The organism is Streptomyces sp. NPDC044571 (genome assembly GCF_040647115.1).
Taxonomy (GTDB): Bacteria; Actinomycetota; Actinomycetes; order Streptomycetales; family Streptomycetaceae; genus Streptomyces.
Genome location: NZ_JBEZBN010000035.1, coordinates 15,866 through 33,645, shown reverse-complemented (window position 1 = coordinate 33,645; position 17,780 = coordinate 15,866). Strand labels below are relative to the sequence as shown.

The window sequence follows — 17,780 nt, the reverse complement described above, 5'->3', positions numbered from 1 at the left end:
CACTTCAACGTAACCGGAACCGGCCCGCGGAAACTGGCACGATGGGAGGCATGAACATCATGCTCTTCCATTCGACGTACGGGCTGCGGCCCGCGGTGCACGCGGCGGCCGACCGGCTGCGCGCGGCCGGGCACCAGGTGCAGGTGCCGGATCTCTTCGAGGGACGCACCTTCGACACCGTCGAGGAGGGCATGGCGCACCAGGACGAGATCGGCCGCGACGAGCTGCTCAGGCGGGCGGTGCTGGCCTCCGCCCCGCACTCGGACCAGGGTCTGGTCTACGCGGGCTTCTCCTTCGGCGGTTCCGTCGCCCAGCACCTGGCCCTGGCCGACGAGAAGGCGCGCGGGCTGCTGCTCCTGCACGGGACGGCGGACCTGGACGAGGACGCCGCGGTGGACGAGCTGCCGGTCCAACTGCACGTCGCGGACCCGGACCCGTTCGAGCCGCACGACTGGCTGACCGCCTGGTACCTGCGGATGCAGCGGGCGGGCGCTGACGTGGAGGTGCACCGGTACCCGGGCGCCGGGCACCTGTTCACGGACCCCGATTTGGACGACTACGACGAACAGGCCGCGGAGCAGGCCTGGAAGACGGCGCTCGCCTTCCTCGACAGCCTCTGACCCCGCGCGGGAAACAAGACGCGGGAACCAAGACGCGGGAAACAGGAGAGGAGGGGCAGGACACCGGTGGTGTCCTGCCCCTCCTCCCGTTTCAGGATCAGACGCGGTACGCGGTCCACATGCTCTTCATGCGGGACACCTGGCCCGCGGTGAACTGGTACATGCAGGAGTCGTACGTGTAGTCCATGAAGTTGTGGATCGGGTCGACGCCCGCCTTGGTGGTGCAGCTGTCACGGCCGGTCGGGCACTCGAACGCCGCGCTCTTCTCGGCCGGGGTGTCGGAGACGGAGTCGCCGCTGCCCGAGCAGCCGCCCTGGAAGGTGTGGTAGAGGCCCATCCAGTGGCCGACCTCGTGGGTGGCGGTGTCGCCCTCGTTGTAGTTGGCGGCGGAACCGCCCGGGAGCGAGGTGTTGAGGAGGACCACGCCGTCCATGTTCGGCTGGGAGGCGTAGGAGCTCGGGAAGGTCGCCCAGCCGAGCAGACCGCCGCCGAGGTTGGCGGTGTAGATGTTGAGCGCGTTCTTGCCGCCCTTGCGCAGGGCCGTCTTCATGTCCTTCTCGGCCTGGGTGCCGTCGGACACGTTGTACCAGGAGGCGTTGTCGGTGTAGTCGGTGCCGGCAAGCGAGAACTGGAAGCCGGCGTCGACGTTGCCGGTGCCCTGGCCGCTGTAGGCGGCGTTGAGGACCGCGATCTGGTTGTTGATGTCCGTGGCGGTCAGCTTGCCGGCGGTACCGGAGGTGATGACGTGGACGTACACCGGGATGGTGGTCGCGGTGGTCACCTCGGCGGCCCGCATGAGCCGCTGCGGGCCCTGCTCGGCGAGCTTCTTGCTGAGGTCGGCGTCCATGGCCTTGACCTGGGCGTCCGTCACCTCGTTGGGCTCGGCCGCCTTCTTGTCCTTCGGACGGGCGACGCGTGCGTTGGCGGAGGCGTCCGTACCGGCGCAGGCCTCGGAGCCGGACTTGGCGACGGCGAAGGTGGTGGGGGCCGTCAGGGGGGCGAACGCCAGGGTTCCGGCCAGGACGGCCGTACCCATGAGGCGGCGGCGGAGCTTGGGGGATATGCGGGCAGCAGCGCGCACGTGCGACTCCTCGCGAAGCGTGGTGGGGGGTGAGGGATTTCCTCACGCTGGCGCGAAGCTTATGTGTCCATGTCATGCATAGAGCAAGCCCTGTAAGTAAAAGATTTGTTGCTTCTGAGCCGGAAGGGGCCCCTGGTCTGCACCAGAGGCCCCTTAGGGCAGGAGATTTGACGAATCGTCAGCGAACCGGCTGGTAGACCCGTTCCACCTTCTGCGTGCCGTTCAGTGTCCGGAACGAGCGGGTCCATGCGGAAGTGGCGTCCTGCCGCCGCTTGTCGGATATGACGTAGTAGTCCATTTGCGAACGCTCGGCCGTGACGTCCAGCACCCCGTAGCCGTGTGCGTCCATGTCCAGCCACTTCACGTGCCAGTTGGCGGCCTTGATGGCCGACTCGGCGACCAGCGAGGCGGTGTCCGCCGGCACGTGCAGCATGTCGTCGATGTTGTCGGAGGTCACCGACGTCACCACGAACTCCGTCGCGGCCGTCCCCGAACCCGGGTACGTCGCCATGTTCACCGGAACCTCGTTCGCCCACGCCATGTGGATGTCACCGGTCAGGAACACCGTGTTCCTGATGTTCCGGTCCTTGAGGTGGGCGAGCAGCTCCTTGCGGTCGTCCGTGTACCCGTCCCACTGGTCCACGTTGATGGCGAGACCACCCTCGGGCAGGCCGAGCAGCTTCGTGAGGGGTCCCAGCAGGTGCGCGGGCAGGGAGCCGAAGGCCACCGGCGAGATCATCACCGAGGTGCCGACCAGCTTCCAGGAGGCGTTCGAGCTCGCCAGGCCGGACTTGAGCCAGTCCAGCTGGGCGCGCCCGGTGATGGTGCGCTCCGGGTCGTCCACGCCGCCGCTGCCGATCTTGACCTGCTCCGAGCGGAAGGAGCGCAGGTCCAGCAGGTGCAGGTCGGCGAGGGTGCCGAAGCGCAGCCGCCGGTAGACGGTGCCGGCGGTGGAGGTGCGCACGGGCATCCACTCGAAGTACGCCTGCTTGGCGGCGGCCGCGCGGGCCGCCCAGTCGCCCTCGGCCCCCGGGGTGTGGTTCTCCGCGCCGCCCGACCAGGCGTCGTTCGCGAACTCGTGGTCGTCCCAGATCGCCACGATCGCGTGGGCGGCGTGCAGGGCCTGGAGGTCGGGGTCGGTCTTGTACGTGCCGTGCCGGGTGCGGTAGTCGGCGAGGCTGAGGATCTCGTGCTGGGGCTCGTGGCGGCGTACGACGTACTTCGCCTCGGGGTACCCCCCGGTCTGGTACTCGTAGATGTAGTCGCCCAGGTGCAGGACCGCGTGCAGGTCGGTGCGGGCGGCCAGGTGGCGGTAGGCCGAGAAGTAGCCGGACTCCCAGTTGGCGCAGGAGACCACGCCGAAGCGGACCCCGGGCGTCGTGGTGTCGTGGCCGGGGGCGGTCAGCGTCCGCCCGACCGGGGAGACGGCGGACCCGGCGGTGAAGCGGTAGAAGTACGCGGTCTGCGGCCGCAGTCCGCGGACGTCCGCCTTGACCGTGTGGTCGGTGGCGGCGCTCGCGGTGACGGAGCCGCTCGCCACGATCCGGGAGAAGGCCTTGTCCTCGGCCACCTCCCAGGTCACCGGCGTGGCCGGGCCGACGCCGGAGCCGGGTACGGCCTCGGGGACCGGGGTGACACGGGTCCACAGGAGGATCCCGTCGGGCAGCGGGTCGCCGGAGGCGACCCCGTGCAGGAAGGCGGGCGCGGCGCCGGCCGCCGAAGCGGAGGCGGTTCCCAGGGCGGCCGTCGCGAAGGGGACGAGGGCCGCGGTGGCCGCCGCGGCCTTGACGACCGAGCGGCGGCGCGGCGAAGCCGCGGAGGAAAGGGGGAGTTGACTGGTCACGGCCGATCATATTACTGACGGGTATAACCCCCGGTACACCCTTGCGCGGCAACGGGCGGGCGAACTCTGGGAGTACGCCCGCCCGTTGGCGGAGAGCCGGTCGGCCCGTGGTGCCGGGTCAGCCCGCGAGGGCCTTGTCGACGGAGGCCGTGAAGTCCTCCGGCGTCATCTTCTGGATCTCGATCTTCTTGCCGTCCATCTTCAGCGACGGGGTGCCCGTGACGCCGCTCTTGTCGAAGAGCTTCGACATCTCGATCGCCCAGCGGTTGTACGTACCGTCCTCGACGGCCTTCTTGAACTCGGCGTTCCCCTTGAGCGCCGGCACCTGGTCGGCGACCTGGAGCAGGTAGTCGTCCTTGCCGAACTTGTCGTCCTTCTCCTCCGGGTGGTTCTCCTTGGAGTAGAGGGCCGACTTGTACTCCAGGAACGCCTCGGGGCTGACGTTGAGGGCCGCGCCCAGCGCGCTCAGGGCGTTCTTGGAGCCGCTGCCCCCGAAGGCCTTGTCGAGGAAGGTGGCGCCGACGTACTGGATCTTGTACTTGCCGGCGTCGAGGTCCTTCTTGATCTGCGGTCCGACGTTCTGCTCGAACTGCGAGCAGACCGGGCAGCGCGCGTCCTCGTAGAGCTCCAGGGTCTTCTTGGCGTCGGCCTTGCCCAGGACGATGGTCGTGCCGTTGTCGCCCGTGGTGTTCTTCGGTGCGACGAGCTCGGCGTCCGCGGCCTTCTCCCACTCGCCGGGCTTGTTGAACTGGACGACCGCGTAGCCGACGGCGCCTATCACGCCGAGGACCGCGAGCACGCCGACCGCCACGGCCACCTGGCGGCGCGCCTTCGCCTTCTTCGCCTGCTGCTCGCGCTCGGCGCGCAGCCGCTCGCGGGCCGCCGCCTTGTTCGCCTGGCTGTTGCGTGCACTCATCTTGATCTCCGTGGTGTGACAAAGGGGGAAAGGAACTGCCGTACGCGTCTCAGGCGCTCAGGAGCGCCGCGCGTACGGGAGGTCCCCGACGTCCCACGGAGTGGGCGGGAAAGCGCGTACGGGCCGCCGCGCCCGGAAGCGTCGGCCGGGCCGTACGCCGGAGCGGGCGGGCGGCCGCCGCGGCCGAGGCGGCCACCAGCAGCAGCGGCCGGAACGCGAAGGCGGCCACCGCCCGCACCAGCCGGCCCAGCGCCCGCTCCCCGTACCGCAGCCAGGCCGCGGCCAGCAGCCCGATGCAGACGTGGCCGCCGAGCAGCAGCCAGGGCGTCCACGGGCCGGGCGAGGCGAGCAGCGCGGCCGGATCGTGCCCGGGCGCGGGCATCCCGGTCAGCGGGCCGCCCACCGGCGCCCCGCCGCACAGGCCGTCGAGGCCGATGGCCCGCAGCGGCCCCGAGACGGGCCCGCCCGCCGGGCCGTAGCAGACGTGCTGCCCGGTGGTGAAGACCGTGTCGGCGGCCAGTTCCAGCGGTACGAGCAGGGCGGCGATGGGGCCGAAGCCCCGCTCGCGGCCCGCCAGCGCGTACGCGATCACGAAGACGGCGGCGAAGGCACCGGCCGCCGTCGCGGGCGGCAGCGGCACCCGCGACAACAGGACGTGCGAGCCGGTGGAGAGCAGCACGACCAGCGCGCTGAACAGCGCCGCCCGCAGCCCTCTGAGTCCCGCCCCTGATATGCCCATCGCCGCGAGTGTGCCATGCCTCCCTGTGAATCCAAGGCCTGGGCCCCGGACCGCGGGGACCTTACGGCCGGATCCTGCCGTTGCGGAACAGGTCCACGAAGATCTGGTGATCGGTGCGGGCCCGGGCGCCGTAGGCGTGCGCGAAGTCGACCAGCAGCTGCGCGAAGCCCTCCTCGTCGGCCGCGATGGCCGCGTCGATGGCCCGCTCGGTGGAGAAGGGGACCAGCGAGTGGCCGCTCCCGGCCTCGTCGGCCGCCGCGTGCATGGTCGCCGTGGCCCGGCCCAGATCCGCGACCACGGCCGCGATCTCCTCCGGGTCGTCGAGGTCGCCCCAGTCCAGGTCCACCGCGTACGGGGAGACCTCGGCCACCAGCTGCCCGGACCCGTCGAGCTCCGTCCAGCCCAGCCACGGGTCGGCGTGCGCCTGCAGGGCCCGCTGGGAGATCACCGTGCGGTGGCCCTCGTGCGCGAAGTAGTTCCGCACCGCCCGGTCGGTGATGTGCCGGGACACCGCCGGGGTCTGCGCCTGCTTGAGGTAGATCACGACGTCGTTCTCCAGGGCGTCGCTGTGTCCCTCCAGCAGGATGTTGTACGAGGGCAGGCCGGCCGAGCCGATGCCCACGCCCCGGCGGCCCACCACGTCCTTGACCCGGTAGGAGTCCGGCCGCACCAGCGACTCGTCGGGCAGGGTCTCCAGGTACCCGTCGAAGGCGGCCAGCACCTTGTAGCGGGTGGCGGCGTCCAGCTCGATGGAGCCCCCGCCGGCCGTGAAGCGCCGCTCGTAGTCCCGGATCTCGGTCATCGAGTCCAGCAGCGAGAAGCGGGTGCGGGAGCGGGCTGCGCGCAGGGCCGCCAGCAGCGGGCCGTCGGCGGTGTCCAGGGTGAAGGAGGGCACCTCCTCGTGCCGGCCGCCCGTCGCGAGGTGGTGGATCCGCTCCCGGTAGGCGCCCGCGTAGATCCGGACGAGCTCGCTGATCTGCTCGTCGCTGAAGGCCTTGGTGTAGCCGATCAGGGCCACGGAGGCGGCGAACCGCTTGAGGTCCCAGGTGAAGGGGCCGACGTAGGCCTCGTCGAAGTCGTTGACGTTGAAGATCAGGCGGCCGTTGGCGTCCATGTAGGTGCCGAAGTTCTCGGCGTGCAGATCGCCGTGGATCCACACCCGGCCGGTCCGCTCGTCCAGGTACGGGCCGCCGTGGCGGTCGTGCTCCAGGTCGGCGTAGAAGAGGCAGGCCGTGCCCCGGTAGAAGGCGAAGGCCGAGGCCGCCATCTTGCGGAACTTGACCTGGAAGGCGGCGGGGTCGGCGGCGAGCAGCTCACCGAACGCGGTGTCGAAGACGTCGAGTATCTGCTCGGCGCGCTGTTCGTTCGTCGTCTCGGGGACCGCCATGGCGGGTGCCTCCTGGTGGCGCGATGGTTCACGTTGTCGATCGTGAGGGGGCGGACAGGTGTCCTTGGCTGTGCAACGCATGACCGTACCGGTCGGTGCCCCGGATCTGTCAGCCGGCCGACGTAGACTTCGAGGCTGCCCCCCTCACAGCCTCCGGAGGTCTGCCACCGTGACCAAGCCGCCGTTCACGCACCTGCACGTCCACACCCAGTACTCGCTGCTGGACGGTGCCGCGCGGCTCAAGGACATGTTCAAGGCGTGCAACGAGATGGGCATGTCGCACATCGCCATGTCCGACCACGGCAACCTGCACGGGGCGTACGACTTCTTCCATTCCGCCCAGAAGGCCGGGATCACCCCGATCATCGGCATCGAGGCGTACGTCGCCCCCGAGTCCCGGCGCAACAAGCGCCGCATCCAGTGGGGCCAGCCGCACCAGAAGCGCGACGACGTCTCCGGTTCCGGCGGCTACACCCACAAGACGATCTGGGCGGCGAACGCCACCGGCCTGCACAACCTCTTCCGGCTGTCCTCCGACGCCTACGCCGAGGGCTGGCTCACGAAGTGGCCGCGCATGGACAAGGAGACCATCAGCCAGTGGTCGGAGGGCCTGATCGCCTCCACCGGCTGCCCCTCCGGCGAGCTCCAGACCCGGCTGCGCCTCGGCCAGTTCGACGAGGCCCTGAAGTCGGCGTCCGAGTACCAGGACATCTTCGGCAAGGACCGCTACTTCCTGGAGCTGATGGACCACGGCATCGAGATCGAGCGCCGGGTCCGCGACGGCCTGCTGGAGATCGGCAAGAAGCTCGGCATCCCGCCGCTGGTGACCAACGACTCGCACTACACCTACGCGAGCGAGGCGGCCGCCCACGACGCCCTGCTCTGCATCCAGACCGGCAAGAACCTCTCGGACCCGGACCGCTTCCGGTTCGACGGCAGCGGCTACTACCTGAAGTCCACGGACGAGATGTACGCCATCGACTCCTCGGACGCCTGGCAGGAGGGCTGCGCCAACACGAAGCTGGTCGCGGACCAGATCGACACCGAGGGCATGTTCACGTTCCGGAACCTGATGCCGAAGTTCGACATCCCGGAGGGCTACACCGAGGTCACCTGGTTCCGCGAGGAGACCATGCGGGGCATGCACCGCCGCTTCCCGGGCGGCATCCCCGAGGACCGCATGAAGCAGGTCGAGTACGAGATGGACACCATCATCTCGATGGGCTTCCCGGGCTACTTCCTCGTGGTCGCCGACTTCATCATGTGGGCCAAGAAGCAGGGCATCGCCGTCGGCCCCGGCCGAGGCTCCGCGGCCGGCTCGATCGTGGCCTACGCCCTCGGCATCACCGACCTCGACCCCATCCCGCACGGCCTGATCTTCGAGCGCTTCCTGAACCCCGAGCGCATCTCCATGCCCGACGTCGACATCGACTTCGACGAGCGCAGGCGCGTCGAGGTGATCAGGTACGTGACCGAGAAGTACGGCCAGGACAAGGTCGCCATGATCGGCACCTACGGCACGATCAAGGCCAAGAACGCCATCAAGGACTCCGCCCGCGTCCTGGGCTACCCGTACGCCATGGGCGACCGGCTCACCAAGGCCATGCCCGCCGACGTCCTCGGCAAGGGCATCCCGCTCTCCGGCATCCTCGACCCGAACCACCCGCGCTACGGCGAGGCGGGCGAGATCCGCTCGATGTACGAGAACGAGCCGGACGTGAAGAAGGTCATCGACACCGCCATGGGCGTCGAGGGCCTGGTCCGCCAGATGGGCGTGCACGCGGCCGGCGTGATCATGTCCAGTGAGACGATCACCGACCACGTACCCGTCTGGGTGCGGCACACCGACGGCGTCACCATCACCCAGTGGGACTACCCGAGCTGCGAGTCGCTCGGCCTGCTCAAGATGGACTTCCTCGGCCTGCGCAACCTCACGATCATGGACGACGCCGTCAAGATGGTGAAGGCCAACAAGGGGATCGACATCGACCTCCTGGCCCTGCCGCTCGACGACCCCAAGACCTTCGAACTGCTCCAGCGCGGCGACACCCTCGGCGTCTTCCAGTTCGACGGCGGGCCCATGCGCTCCCTGCTGCGCCTGATGAAGCCCGACAACTTCGAGGACATCTCCGCCGTCTCGGCCCTGTACCGGCCGGGCCCGATGGGCATGAACTCGCACACGAACTACGCGCTGCGCAAGAACAAGCAGCAGGAGATCACCCCGATCCACCCCGAGCTGGAAAAGCCGCTCGAAGAGGTGCTCGCGGTCACCTACGGCCTGATCGTCTACCAGGAGCAGGTCCAGAAGGCCGCCCAGATCATCGCCGGGTACTCGCTCGGCGAGGCCGACATCCTGCGCCGCGTCATGGGCAAGAAGAAGCCCGACGAGCTGGCGAAGAACTTCACCATCTTCCAGGCCGGCGCCCGCAAGAACGGCTACTCCGACGAGGCCATCCAGAAGCTGTGGGACGTCCTGGTCCCCTTCGCCGGCTACGCCTTCAACAAGGCCCACTCGGCCGCGTACGGACTGGTCTCCTACTGGACCGCCTACCTCAAGGCCAACCACCCGGCCGAGTACATGGCCGGCCTGCTCACCTCGGTCAAGGACGACAAGGACAAGTCCGCGATCTACCTGAACGAGTGCCGGCGCATGGGCATCAAGGTGCTCCCGCCCAATGTGAACGAGTCGGAGTCGAACTTCGCCGCCCAGGGCGACGACGTGATCCTCTTCGGCCTCACCGCCGTGCGCAACGTCGGCCAGAACGTCGTCGACTCGATCATCAAGACCAGGAAGGCCAAGGGGAAGTACTCCTCCTTCCCCGACTTCCTGGACAAGGTCGAGGCCGTCGTCTGCAACAAGCGGACCGTCGAGTCGCTGATCAAGGCCGGCGCCTTCGACGAGATGGGCCACACCCGCAAGGGCCTGGTCGCCCACCACGAGTCGATGATCGACAACGTGGTCGCGGTCAAGCGCAAGGAGGCCGAGGGCCAGTTCGACCTCTTCGGCGGCATGGGAGACGAGGGCGGCAGCGACGAACCCGGATTCGGCCTCGACGTCGAGTTCTCCGACGTCGAATGGGAGAAGTCCTACCTGCTCGCCCAGGAGCGCGAGATGCTCGGCCTCTACGTCTCCGACCACCCGCTGTTCGGCCTGGAACACGTCCTGTCGGACAAGACCGACGCCGGCATCTCCCAGCTGACCGGCGGCGAGCACTCCGACGGCGCCGTCGTCACCATCGGCGGCATCATCTCGGGCCTCCAGCGCAAGATGACCAAGCAGGGCAATGCCTGGGCCATCGCCACCGTCGAGGACCTCGCCGGGTCCATCGAGTGCATGTTCTTCCCCGCGACCTACCAGCTGGTCTCGACCCAGCTGGTCGAGGACACCGTCGTCTTCGTCAAGGGCCGCCTCGACAAGCGCGAGGACGTCCCCCGGCTGGTCGCCATGGAGATGATGGTCCCCGACCTCTCCTCCGCCGGGACGAACGCCCCCGTCGTCCTCACCATCCCCACCGTCAAGGTCACCCCTCCGATGGTCACCCGGCTGGGCGAGATCCTCCGCCACCACAAGGGCAACACCGAGGTCCGGATCAAGCTCCAGGGGCCGCGCACCACCACCGTGCTGCGCCTCGACAAGCACCGAGTACAGCCCGACCCGGCCCTCTTCGGGGACCTCAAGGTGCTCCTCGGGCCGTCCTGCCTCGCCGGATAGCACCCGTGCGGCCCCGTGCCGCAGCACGCGACGAGGGGCGCGCCCGGAAACAGGGCGCGCCCCTTCGCACACCGCTCGCGGAGGCGGTCAGTTGTGGCCGAACTTCTTCTGCCTGCCCTTGCGGGCCATGTCCATCGGACTGGGGGCCGACGACGCGTGCTCCGACACCGCTTCCGCCGAGCCCTTCGCCGCGTCCCCCGCGGAGCGGGACTGCTGCTTGGCGGGCTGCTTCTGGTTCTTGTTCTTGGCCATGGTGGAGCCTCCGTGAGGGTCTAGGGGCCAGGACCGCCTTCACCCTCACACAGCACCAGAAACCCCGCATTTTGGATCATTACCGTGCGGAGGAACCGCGCCGGGCCCGGACCCGGCCGCACTCCCGGAACATCCGCCACGCCGATGATCGAGTTCCGGCCGTCAACGCCCTTGCGGTCGGGCAGACTCGGGGGACCCGCAGAAAACACAGAGGATCCCCGGGGAAGAGGGTGGAACGCGTGGACCGCTGCGTCGTCCTGGTGGATGCCGGCTACCTGCTGGGCGCCGCCGCAAGCCTCCTCGCGGGGGAGCCCTCCCGCTCCCGCATCACCGTCGACCATGCCGCTCTCATCCAGGGCCTGCGCGAGCGGGCCGAGGCCGACACCGAGCAGCCCCTGCTGCGGATCTACTGGTTCGACGGCGCACCCGACCGGGTGCCGCAGCCCGAGCACCGGCGGCTACGCGTCATGCCCCGGGTCACCGTCCGCCTGGGCGCCCTGACCCGCAGCGACGGCCGCTGGGCGCAGAAGGGCGTGGACGCCGCCATGCACGCCGAGCTGACCGAACTGGCCCGCAACCGCGCCTGCTCGGACGTCGTGCTCGTCACCGGCGACGGAGACCTGCTGCCCGGCCTGATGTCCGCCAAGGAACACGGCGTCGCCGTCCACCTGTGGGCCGTCCAGGCCGCCGACGGCGACTACAACCAGTCCGAGGACCTCGTCGCCGAGGCCGACGAACGCCGTGTCCTCGACCGGGCCTGGATCACCCGCGCCGTCCGCGCCAAGGACCTCGCCGGGCTGTGCGCCCCGCCACCCGCCCCGCGCCCCGAGATCGCCGCCATCCTCTCCGCCCCCCTGCCCGAGGCGGCCCTCGCCGAGGCCGCCCGCAGCGCCGCGGGCACCACCGGCGAGACCCCGCCCGTCCCGGCCGAGCAGAGCTGCGCCCCCGTCCCGGCGCCCGCCTCCGGCGGCAAGACCGTCCCCACCCCCAAGGACCTCGCCGGCGCCCTGCGCGCCCCCGGCCAGCAGGCCGGCCCGGCCGGCGGCCAGGGCGGGACACCGCACCCGGCGGGCAGCAGCGCCCTGCGCTGGTCCTCCGACAAGGGCTGGATCGACCGGGCCGGACCGCTGGGGGAGCCCGCCGAGACCGCCTCCCTGCCCACCCTCGCCCAGCTCACCTCTGCCGAACAGCGCTGGGCCGACCGGGAGGAGGACATCACCACCGTCGGAGGCGACCCCTTCGAGGTCGGCCAGGTCTTCGCCCGGCGCTGGATGGAACGCCTCCCCGACAGCGTCCACCTGCAGAAGCTGGCCACCATGTACCCGCGGATCCCGCACCGGATCGACGGCGAACTGCTGCGCTACGCCGCCCGCTTCGGGCTCCTCGCCCACAAGGACGACCAGATCGACGAGCACGACCGGTACGCCATCCGGGCCGGGTTCTGGCGGGAGATCGACGTCCGCGCCGCCGCCGAACACGTGGCCGGGCCCCCGTCCCCCGCGGCCCAGGCGCCGGCGACCCCGGCGGCCGACTAGGACGAGAGCCGCACGACACGCGCCGGAGCCCGAGTGGAGGTGGGGGTACCTCCCAGCGGCGGCCCGGGGGAAAGCGCGTAGGCTGCTCCCTCGTGAGTACGGGCACAGCACAAGCAACACCGAGCACGGCAGTCGCCGCGGACGCGGCGGCCGACGTGGTCTGCGCGGTGCGTGACCTGGTCAAGACGTACCCCGCGGTACGGGGCCGGCGCGGGGCTCCCGCGCTGCCCGAGACCCGGGCCACCGACGGGATCTGCCTGGACGTCCGGCGCGGTGAGATCTTCGGCCTGCTCGGCCCCAACGGCGCCGGCAAGTCGACGCTGGTCCGCCAGCTCACCGGCCTGCTGCGGCCCGACTCGGGCGCCGTCACCCTGCTCGGCCACGACCTCGTACGCCACCCGGAGCGGGCGGCTCGGCTCCTCGCCTACCTGGGGCAGGAGTCCACCGCCCTGGACGAGCTGACGGTGGCCCTGGCCGCCGAGACCACCGGGCGGCTGCGCGGGCTCGACGCCCGGGCGGCGCGGACCGCGCGGGACGCCGTACTGGAGGAACTCGGCCTGACCGGGATCGCCGGGCGGCCCCTGAAGAAACTCTCCGGCGGACAGCGACGGCTGGCCTGCTTCGCCGCCGCCCTGGTCGGCGAGCGGCCGGTACTGGTCCTCGACGAGCCCACCACCGGCATGGACCCGGTGGCCCGGCGGGCCGTGTGGGCGGCCGTGGACCGGCGGCGCGCCCAGCACGGCGCCACGGTGCTGCTGGTCACCCACAACGTCATCGAGGCCGAGACCGTCCTGGACCGGGTCGCCGTCATCGACCAGGGCCGGGTCATCGCCTGCGACACCCCTGGCGGACTGAAGGCCAGGGTCTCCGGCGAGGTCCGGCTGGAACTGGTGTGGCGCACCGCGCCCCCGCTGGACGTGCCGGAGGTCGCCTCGCTCGCCCCCGCTGCCGCCGAGGCCGGCCGCCGCTGGGTGCTGCGCCTGGCCCCGGACGAGGCGCGGGCCGCGGTGGCCGCGCTGACCGGCGGGCCGGCGTTCGCCGCCCTCGACGACTTCACCCTGGCCACCCCGAGCCTGGAGGACGTCTACCTCGCGCTCGGCGGACGCACGGCGAAGGGACTGGTGAAGGCATGAGCACCGCCCAGGCCCTGGCCGTCCTCGCCCCGCGGGCCCGTTTCTTCCCGGCGCTGGCCGCCGTGTACCGGGCGCAGCTGTCCCGGGCGCGGGTCGCCCGTATCCCCCTGCTGTTCGTGGCCACGTTCCAGTCCGTCGGGATCATGGTCCTGATGCGGGGCGTGGTCGACGGCGGTTCGGAGGCGCGGGCCGTGGTGGCCGGCTCCTCGGTGCTCGTCGTCGCGTTCGTCGCGCTGAACCTGCTCGCCCAGTACTTCGGGCAGCTGCGGGCCGGCGGCGGGCTGGACCACTACGCCACCCTGCCGGTGCCGCCGGCATCGGTGGTGCTGGGCGCGGCCGGCGCGTACGCCTCCTTCACGCTGCCGGGCACGCTGGTGACGGCGGTGTTCGGGTGCGTGCTGTTCGGGCTGCCGATGGGCGGGCTGTGGATCCTGGCCGCGGTGGTGCCGCTGGCGGGGGCCGCGCTGGCCGGGCTGGGCGCGGCGCTGGGGCTGCTGGCGCCGCGGCAGGAGCTGGCCACGCTGGCCGGGCAGCTCGGCATGTCGGCGGCGCTGCTGCTGGGCGTGCTCCCGGCGGAGCGGATGCCGGAGGCCGTGGTGTGGGCGCGGGACCTGCTGCCGTCCACGTACGGGGTGGAGGCCTTCGCACGGACCTTCGCCCCGCATCCGGACTGGGCGAAGGTCGCCGCCGACCTCGGCGTGTGCGGTGCGGTGGGCGTGCTCTCCCTGGCCGTGGCGACGTGGGCCTACCGCCGGGCGGCGGTCCGCTGACGCCGGTGAGGTCCGCGGCGGGTGCACCTGGCACGATGTGGGGGTGACCGAAGCCGTGACCACACCCTCCCCCCTGCCCGAACCGCCGTCGCCCGCCGGGGGCATCACCCTCGGGGACATCCGAGACGGGGCTGCCGTCGCCCTGGTGACCGGGGTGGCCGGCGTGCTCCTCGGACTGCTGTGGCTGTGGCTGGCGCCGCGGGCGCAGTACGTGTCGAACGGCGAGGCCGTCTTCCTGCGGAGCACCGAGAGCGAGGCGCAGATCGGCGCCGACGGGACGTTCTTCCTGCTGTCCCTGGCGATGGGCGTGCTGAGCGCCGTCCTCGCCTTCCTGTGGCGTCGGCGCGGGAGCGTCCCCCTGGTGGTGGGACTGGTATTCGGGTCGGTCTTCGCCGCGCTGGTCGGGTGGCGGCTGGGCGTGTGGCTGGGCCCCTCCACCGACGTGGTGGCCGCCGCACGGGCGGCGGGCAAGGGTGTGCCGTTCGATGCGCCGCTGCGGCTGCGCGCGTACGGGGTGCTGCTGGTGTGGCCGATGGCGGCGGCCGCGGTGCACCTGGGCCTCACGGCGCTGTGGGCCCCCTACGACCCGGAGCCGGTCGCCCCGTGGTCGGGCGCCTACCCCCCGGCCCACGTCCACGCGGACCGTTCGGCCCCGGCGGCCCCGACGGGCCCGTCACCCTCGTCCCCGTCGGACTCTTCCGCGGACTCCTCGGCCCAGGAACCCCCGCGCCCCTGACCGAGCGGGCGGGCCCGGGCTACCGGCGGGCGATGGAGGCCAGGACGGCGCCCGTCAGGGCGGTCAGGGTGGCCGGGGGCAGTTCGATCTCCAGGCCCCGACGGCCCGCCGAGACGCAGATCGTGGGGTGCTCCGCCGCCGACGCGTCCAGCACCGTCCGCAGCCGCTTGCGCTGCCCCAGCGGGGAGATCCCGCCCAGGACGTAGCCCGTGGTGCGTTCGGCCACCGCCGGATCCGCCATCGCCGCCCGCTTCCCGCCCACCGCGGCCGCCAGCGCCTTCAGGTCCAGGCTCCCGGACACCGGCACCACCGCCACCGTCAGCGCCCCGTCGACGTCCGTGACCAGGGTCTTGAAGACCTGGTCGGGCGAGACCCCCATCGCCTCCGCCGCCTCCTGGCCGTACGAGGGGTGCGCGGGGTCGTGGTCGTACGCGTGCGTCGTGAAGGCCGCGTTCGCCGCCGTGAGGGCCGCGATCGCGGGTGTGCCGGCCGCCGTCTTCTTCTTCGCCATCAGTCCCCGGTCAGTTCGTTCGCGTTCGCCGTCAGTTCGGGCTCGTCGGGGCGCGGGTCAGGTCCACCGCCGGCAGCGACGGCAGGTGCCGGATCACCGCGGTCTCCGCACGCAGCAGCCCCAGCTCCTCCGCGAGGCGCGTCGCCGTGTCCGGCGCCTGGAGCAGCCGCTGCTTCGCCGGGATGTCCAGTACGGCCGCCGCCGCCACCAGGTACGAGACCACCGACGGCTCGTCCGGCAGGTCCGCGCCCGTGCTCAGCGACCGTTCCCGGGCGCCCGCCAGCCGCTTCTGGTAGTTCCGGAAGGCCCGCAGCACGCCCTCCGCCAGCGCTCCCGCGCCCTCGCCCGCATCCTCCGGCAGCTCCTCCAGCTCGGCGACCAGATACGGCCCCGACGCGTCGACGGAGAGCAGGCGGACCCGGGTGGTGCCGGTGGCCAGGACCTCGAAGCTGCCGTCCTCCCGCTCCCGGACCGTCGCCGCGTCCGCGATGCAGCCCACCCGGTGGAAGGCCTGGATCGGGTCCGCACCGAAGCCGGCGGCCGGGCCGCGCTCCGGCAGGGCCGTCTGGTCCGGCAGGCCGGGCGCGGTCGGGGCGACCTCCCGGCCGTCGCGGATCGCGACGACCGCGAAGCGCCGCGGGGCGTCGTCGGCCGCCTTCGACAGCTCCCGCATCATGGCGCGATAACGCTCCTCGAAGACGTTCAGCGGGAGGACCAGTCCCGGGAACAGCACCGAGTTGAGCGGGAAGAGGGGAAGGCGAACGGTCGTCACGAGGGACCAGGGTAGTGGCCGCAGGCCAGGCCCCCTAACCCGTATCAGCCCCGGATCAGCCCCGTCTCAGCAGACGCGAGGCGCCCGCCGCCACCGTCGTCGCCAGGATCCAGCCCAGCAGCACCAGGGTCGCCGACCCCCACTGCCAGTAGCCCTCCACCTTCCACTGGCCCTCCTGGCCGAGGTCGATGACCGGCAGGAGGAGGTCCAGGGCGTAGAGCGCCGCGTTCCACGTGGGGTGCTCGTCCTCCTTGATCGGCGGCGGCTCGTGCCGGGAGAACAGCAGCGCCCCCGCCGCCCACAGCACCGCCATCCACAGTGCGGCCCGCCCGGGCCGGTACCCGTAGACCACCGTCCAGTCCTGGAGGAAGCCCCACGCCTTCACCGCCGGGGGCAGCGTCGCCCGGCGGCGGCGCTGCTTGGCCAGCAGCACCTCGCGGGCGTCCGCGTCCTCGCCGCTGGCGCGCAGCACGGCGGCCAGCCGCTCGTAGGGCTCCGGCGAGTACTCCGGGGTGGCCGCCTCCACCCAGGCCAGCCGCCGCGCCAGCGGGAAGTGGCCGCGGGGCGCGAGGTTCTCGTAGACGAAGCCCTCGATCGCCACCCCGCCCGGGCCCGGCCAGCTGGTGGAGGTGTCGACCAGCTTGACCACCTTGGCACCGGACAGCACCACCCGGCCCTGCTCGGGACGCTCGCCCACGAAACGCAGCTCCGGGGTCTGGATGCGGCGCAGGGAGACCTCCTGCTCGTCCGTCAGCGTGAAGCGGGCCCCGTAGAAGTCGACCGCGTCGCCGAAGCGGCCGTCGTCCAGGCGCAGCCCGCCCTGGCACTCGAAGCGCTGGGCCCGCTGCCCGCGGGTGGGGGTCTGGCCGAGTCCGTACGGGGGAGTGGAGGACCCCGAGTCGCCGAGGACGTAGTCCAGCGCGATCGAGGTCAGGTACAGGGTCCGCTCGACGGTCAGCTGCGGGGCGTTCAGGGCGCGCCGCCCGTACGGATTGCGCAGCCGGGCACCACGCAGGTTCATCGACACGCCGATCTTCGCGCCGCGCAGGCTGACCTCCCCGTACGTCTCCAGCAGCTCCCCCTGGAAGTCCTGAGCGACCGACATGCCGTCCGCTGCGAAGGCGCGGCCCTTGTTGTCGCGCTGCACCACGGCCTGGCTGATCAGCAGGTCGGTGCCTATCTGCGCGTCGGTGAGCCGGATCCCGCGGGCCACCCGGCAGCGCGGCAGGTGCAGGTCGCCCTCGGTGTGCAGGCGGGACGCATCCAGGCGGGGGATGGCGCAGTTGATCATGCGCAGGGTGCCGAAGCGGGTCTCGGACAGCTGGATCTCGCTGTCGAAGCGGCACGACTGGAGCTCCACGTACGGCTGCACGGTGCCGCCCGACAGATCCAGGCGGCCGGTGATCCGGACGCCGCGCAGCTTCAGCGAGGCCACCCGGCCCGGCACCGGAGGCGGCCCGTGGAGCAGCAGCAGCGCCACCACCGCGGCGCGAACGCTGCGCTGCGGGCCCCACGGCTCGCCGCTGTGCGGGTCGTCGTGGTCGGCCGCCCGAGTACTGAGGTCGCAGACGCTGCCCGTGCGGTACGCCTGCCACATGCGCCACTCGGGGCCGGAAAGGTCCGCCGGCTCCCCGTCCGCGTGCATCTCGGTCATGGCGGCCCCCCTCCGCTGTCACATACGTGTAGGGGAACGCTAACGGGGGGCGGTGACAGCCGGGGCGTGTATCAGCCAGTGATACGGGCGGACGGTGGCGGGAGGCGGTCTGAGAGAAT

15 protein-coding genes are annotated in these 17,780 nt (G+C 71.5%); 6 read left to right on the top strand and 9 right to left on the bottom strand.

Annotated features, from left to right (window positions below; translation table 11 throughout):
* Positions 1-41: 41 nt before the first annotated feature.
* Entirely contained in the window at positions 42-620 is a 579-nt protein-coding gene (locus AB0B01_RS19860; protein WP_361720382.1) for a dienelactone hydrolase family protein, read from the top strand.
* A gap of 97 nt (positions 621-717) precedes the next feature.
* On the opposite strand, the gene AB0B01_RS19855 is transcribed toward AB0B01_RS19860, so the two are convergent.
* The 5 genes from AB0B01_RS19855 to AB0B01_RS19835 all read right to left on the bottom strand — a co-directional run bounded on the left by AB0B01_RS19855 (position 718) and on the right by AB0B01_RS19835 (position 6,586).
* Positions 718-1,656 (bottom strand): zinc metalloprotease, encoded by a 939-nt coding sequence (locus AB0B01_RS19855; protein WP_361720473.1) that lies wholly within the window; start codon positions 1,654-1,656, stop codon positions 718-720.
* A gap of 223 nt (positions 1,657-1,879) precedes the next feature.
* On the bottom strand, positions 1,880-3,544 hold the full coding sequence (locus AB0B01_RS19850; protein ID WP_361720379.1) for an alkaline phosphatase D family protein: 1,665 nt from the start codon (positions 3,542-3,544) through the stop codon (positions 1,880-1,882).
* 118 nt (positions 3,545-3,662) lie between these two features.
* Complete coding sequence (locus AB0B01_RS19845; protein WP_361720376.1) at positions 3,663-4,460, bottom strand: thioredoxin domain-containing protein; 798 nt, start codon at positions 4,458-4,460, stop codon at positions 3,663-3,665.
* Positions 4,461-4,509: 49 nt separating this feature from the next.
* Positions 4,510-5,199, bottom strand: a complete 690-nt coding sequence (locus AB0B01_RS19840; RefSeq protein ID WP_361720373.1) for a hypothetical protein — start codon at positions 5,197-5,199, stop codon at positions 4,510-4,512.
* A gap of 61 nt (positions 5,200-5,260) precedes the next feature.
* On the bottom strand, positions 5,261-6,586 hold the full coding sequence (locus tag AB0B01_RS19835; protein ID WP_361720370.1) for a DUF2252 domain-containing protein: 1,326 nt from the start codon (positions 6,584-6,586) through the stop codon (positions 5,261-5,263).
* Between the two features lie 169 nt (positions 6,587-6,755).
* Here AB0B01_RS19835 and dnaE point away from each other — a divergent pair, with 169 nt between their 5' ends.
* Positions 6,756-10,298, top strand: coding sequence for a DNA polymerase III subunit alpha (gene dnaE, locus AB0B01_RS19830; protein ID WP_361720367.1), 3,543 nt, complete (start codon positions 6,756-6,758; stop codon positions 10,296-10,298).
* Between the two features lie 87 nt (positions 10,299-10,385).
* On the opposite strand, the gene AB0B01_RS19825 is transcribed toward dnaE, so the two are convergent.
* The gene (locus AB0B01_RS19825) at positions 10,386-10,550 is read right to left on the bottom strand and encodes a hypothetical protein (RefSeq protein WP_361720364.1); all 165 of its coding nucleotides are present in this window, start codon (positions 10,548-10,550) and stop codon (positions 10,386-10,388) included.
* A gap of 230 nt (positions 10,551-10,780) precedes the next feature.
* Here AB0B01_RS19825 and AB0B01_RS19820 point away from each other — a divergent pair, with 230 nt between their 5' ends.
* From AB0B01_RS19820 to AB0B01_RS19805, 4 genes are all read left to right on the top strand, one after another.
* Complete coding sequence (locus AB0B01_RS19820; RefSeq protein WP_361720361.1) at positions 10,781-12,085, top strand: NYN domain-containing protein; 1,305 nt, start codon at positions 10,781-10,783, stop codon at positions 12,083-12,085.
* Between the two features lie 155 nt (positions 12,086-12,240).
* Positions 12,241-13,218, top strand: a complete 978-nt coding sequence (locus AB0B01_RS19815; RefSeq protein ID WP_361720470.1) for an ABC transporter ATP-binding protein — start codon at positions 12,241-12,243, stop codon at positions 13,216-13,218.
* The gene (locus AB0B01_RS19810; protein ID WP_361720358.1) at positions 13,215-13,988 is read left to right on the top strand and encodes an ABC transporter permease; all 774 of its coding nucleotides are present in this window, start codon (positions 13,215-13,217) and stop codon (positions 13,986-13,988) included. The genes AB0B01_RS19815 and AB0B01_RS19810 overlap by 4 nt, the downstream gene beginning before the upstream one ends.
* 43 nt (positions 13,989-14,031) lie before the next feature.
* Complete coding sequence (locus tag AB0B01_RS19805; protein WP_361720355.1) at positions 14,032-14,724, top strand: hypothetical protein; 693 nt, start codon at positions 14,032-14,034, stop codon at positions 14,722-14,724.
* A 19-nt stretch (positions 14,725-14,743) separates the two neighbouring features.
* Here AB0B01_RS19805 and ybaK read toward each other — a convergent pair whose 3' ends face one another.
* Genes ybaK through AB0B01_RS19790 form a run of 3 tightly spaced genes read right to left on the bottom strand, consistent with a single transcriptional unit; the run spans position 14,744 to position 17,661 of the window.
* The gene (ybaK, locus tag AB0B01_RS19800; protein WP_361720352.1) at positions 14,744-15,235 is read right to left on the bottom strand and encodes a Cys-tRNA(Pro) deacylase; all 492 of its coding nucleotides are present in this window, start codon (positions 15,233-15,235) and stop codon (positions 14,744-14,746) included.
* A 31-nt stretch (positions 15,236-15,266) separates the two neighbouring features.
* Positions 15,267-16,007, bottom strand: a complete 741-nt coding sequence (locus tag AB0B01_RS19795) for an LON peptidase substrate-binding domain-containing protein (protein WP_361720349.1) — start codon at positions 16,005-16,007, stop codon at positions 15,267-15,269.
* Positions 16,008-16,062: 55 nt separating this feature from the next.
* Positions 16,063-17,661 (bottom strand): oxidoreductase, encoded by a 1,599-nt coding sequence (locus AB0B01_RS19790; RefSeq protein WP_361720347.1) that lies wholly within the window; start codon positions 17,659-17,661, stop codon positions 16,063-16,065.
* Positions 17,662-17,780 lie beyond the last annotated feature (119 nt).

Bases quoted from the DNA above. Each gene is read 5' to 3' on its own strand.
- ybaK (WP_361720352.1), bottom strand. From the start codon at position 15,235: ATGGCGAAGAAGAAGACGGCGGCCGGCACACCCGCGATCGCGGCCCTC.
- AB0B01_RS19840 (WP_361720373.1), bottom strand. From the start codon at position 5,199: ATGGGCATATCAGGGGCGGGACTCAGAGGGCTGCGGGCGGCGCTGTTC.
- AB0B01_RS19845 (WP_361720376.1), bottom strand. From the start codon at position 4,460: ATGAGTGCACGCAACAGCCAGGCGAACAAGGCGGCGGCCCGCGAGCGG.
- AB0B01_RS19810 (WP_361720358.1), top strand. From the start codon at position 13,215: ATGAGCACCGCCCAGGCCCTGGCCGTCCTCGCCCCGCGGGCCCGTTTC.
- AB0B01_RS19860 (WP_361720382.1), top strand. From the start codon at position 42: ATGGGAGGCATGAACATCATGCTCTTCCATTCGACGTACGGGCTGCGG.
- AB0B01_RS19855 (WP_361720473.1), bottom strand. From the start codon at position 1,656: ATGGGTACGGCCGTCCTGGCCGGAACCCTGGCGTTCGCCCCCCTGACG.
- AB0B01_RS19790 (WP_361720347.1), bottom strand. From the start codon at position 17,661: ATGACCGAGATGCACGCGGACGGGGAGCCGGCGGACCTTTCCGGCCCC.
- AB0B01_RS19835 (WP_361720370.1), bottom strand. From the start codon at position 6,586: ATGGCGGTCCCCGAGACGACGAACGAACAGCGCGCCGAGCAGATACTC.
- AB0B01_RS19825 (WP_361720364.1), bottom strand. From the start codon at position 10,550: ATGGCCAAGAACAAGAACCAGAAGCAGCCCGCCAAGCAGCAGTCCCGC.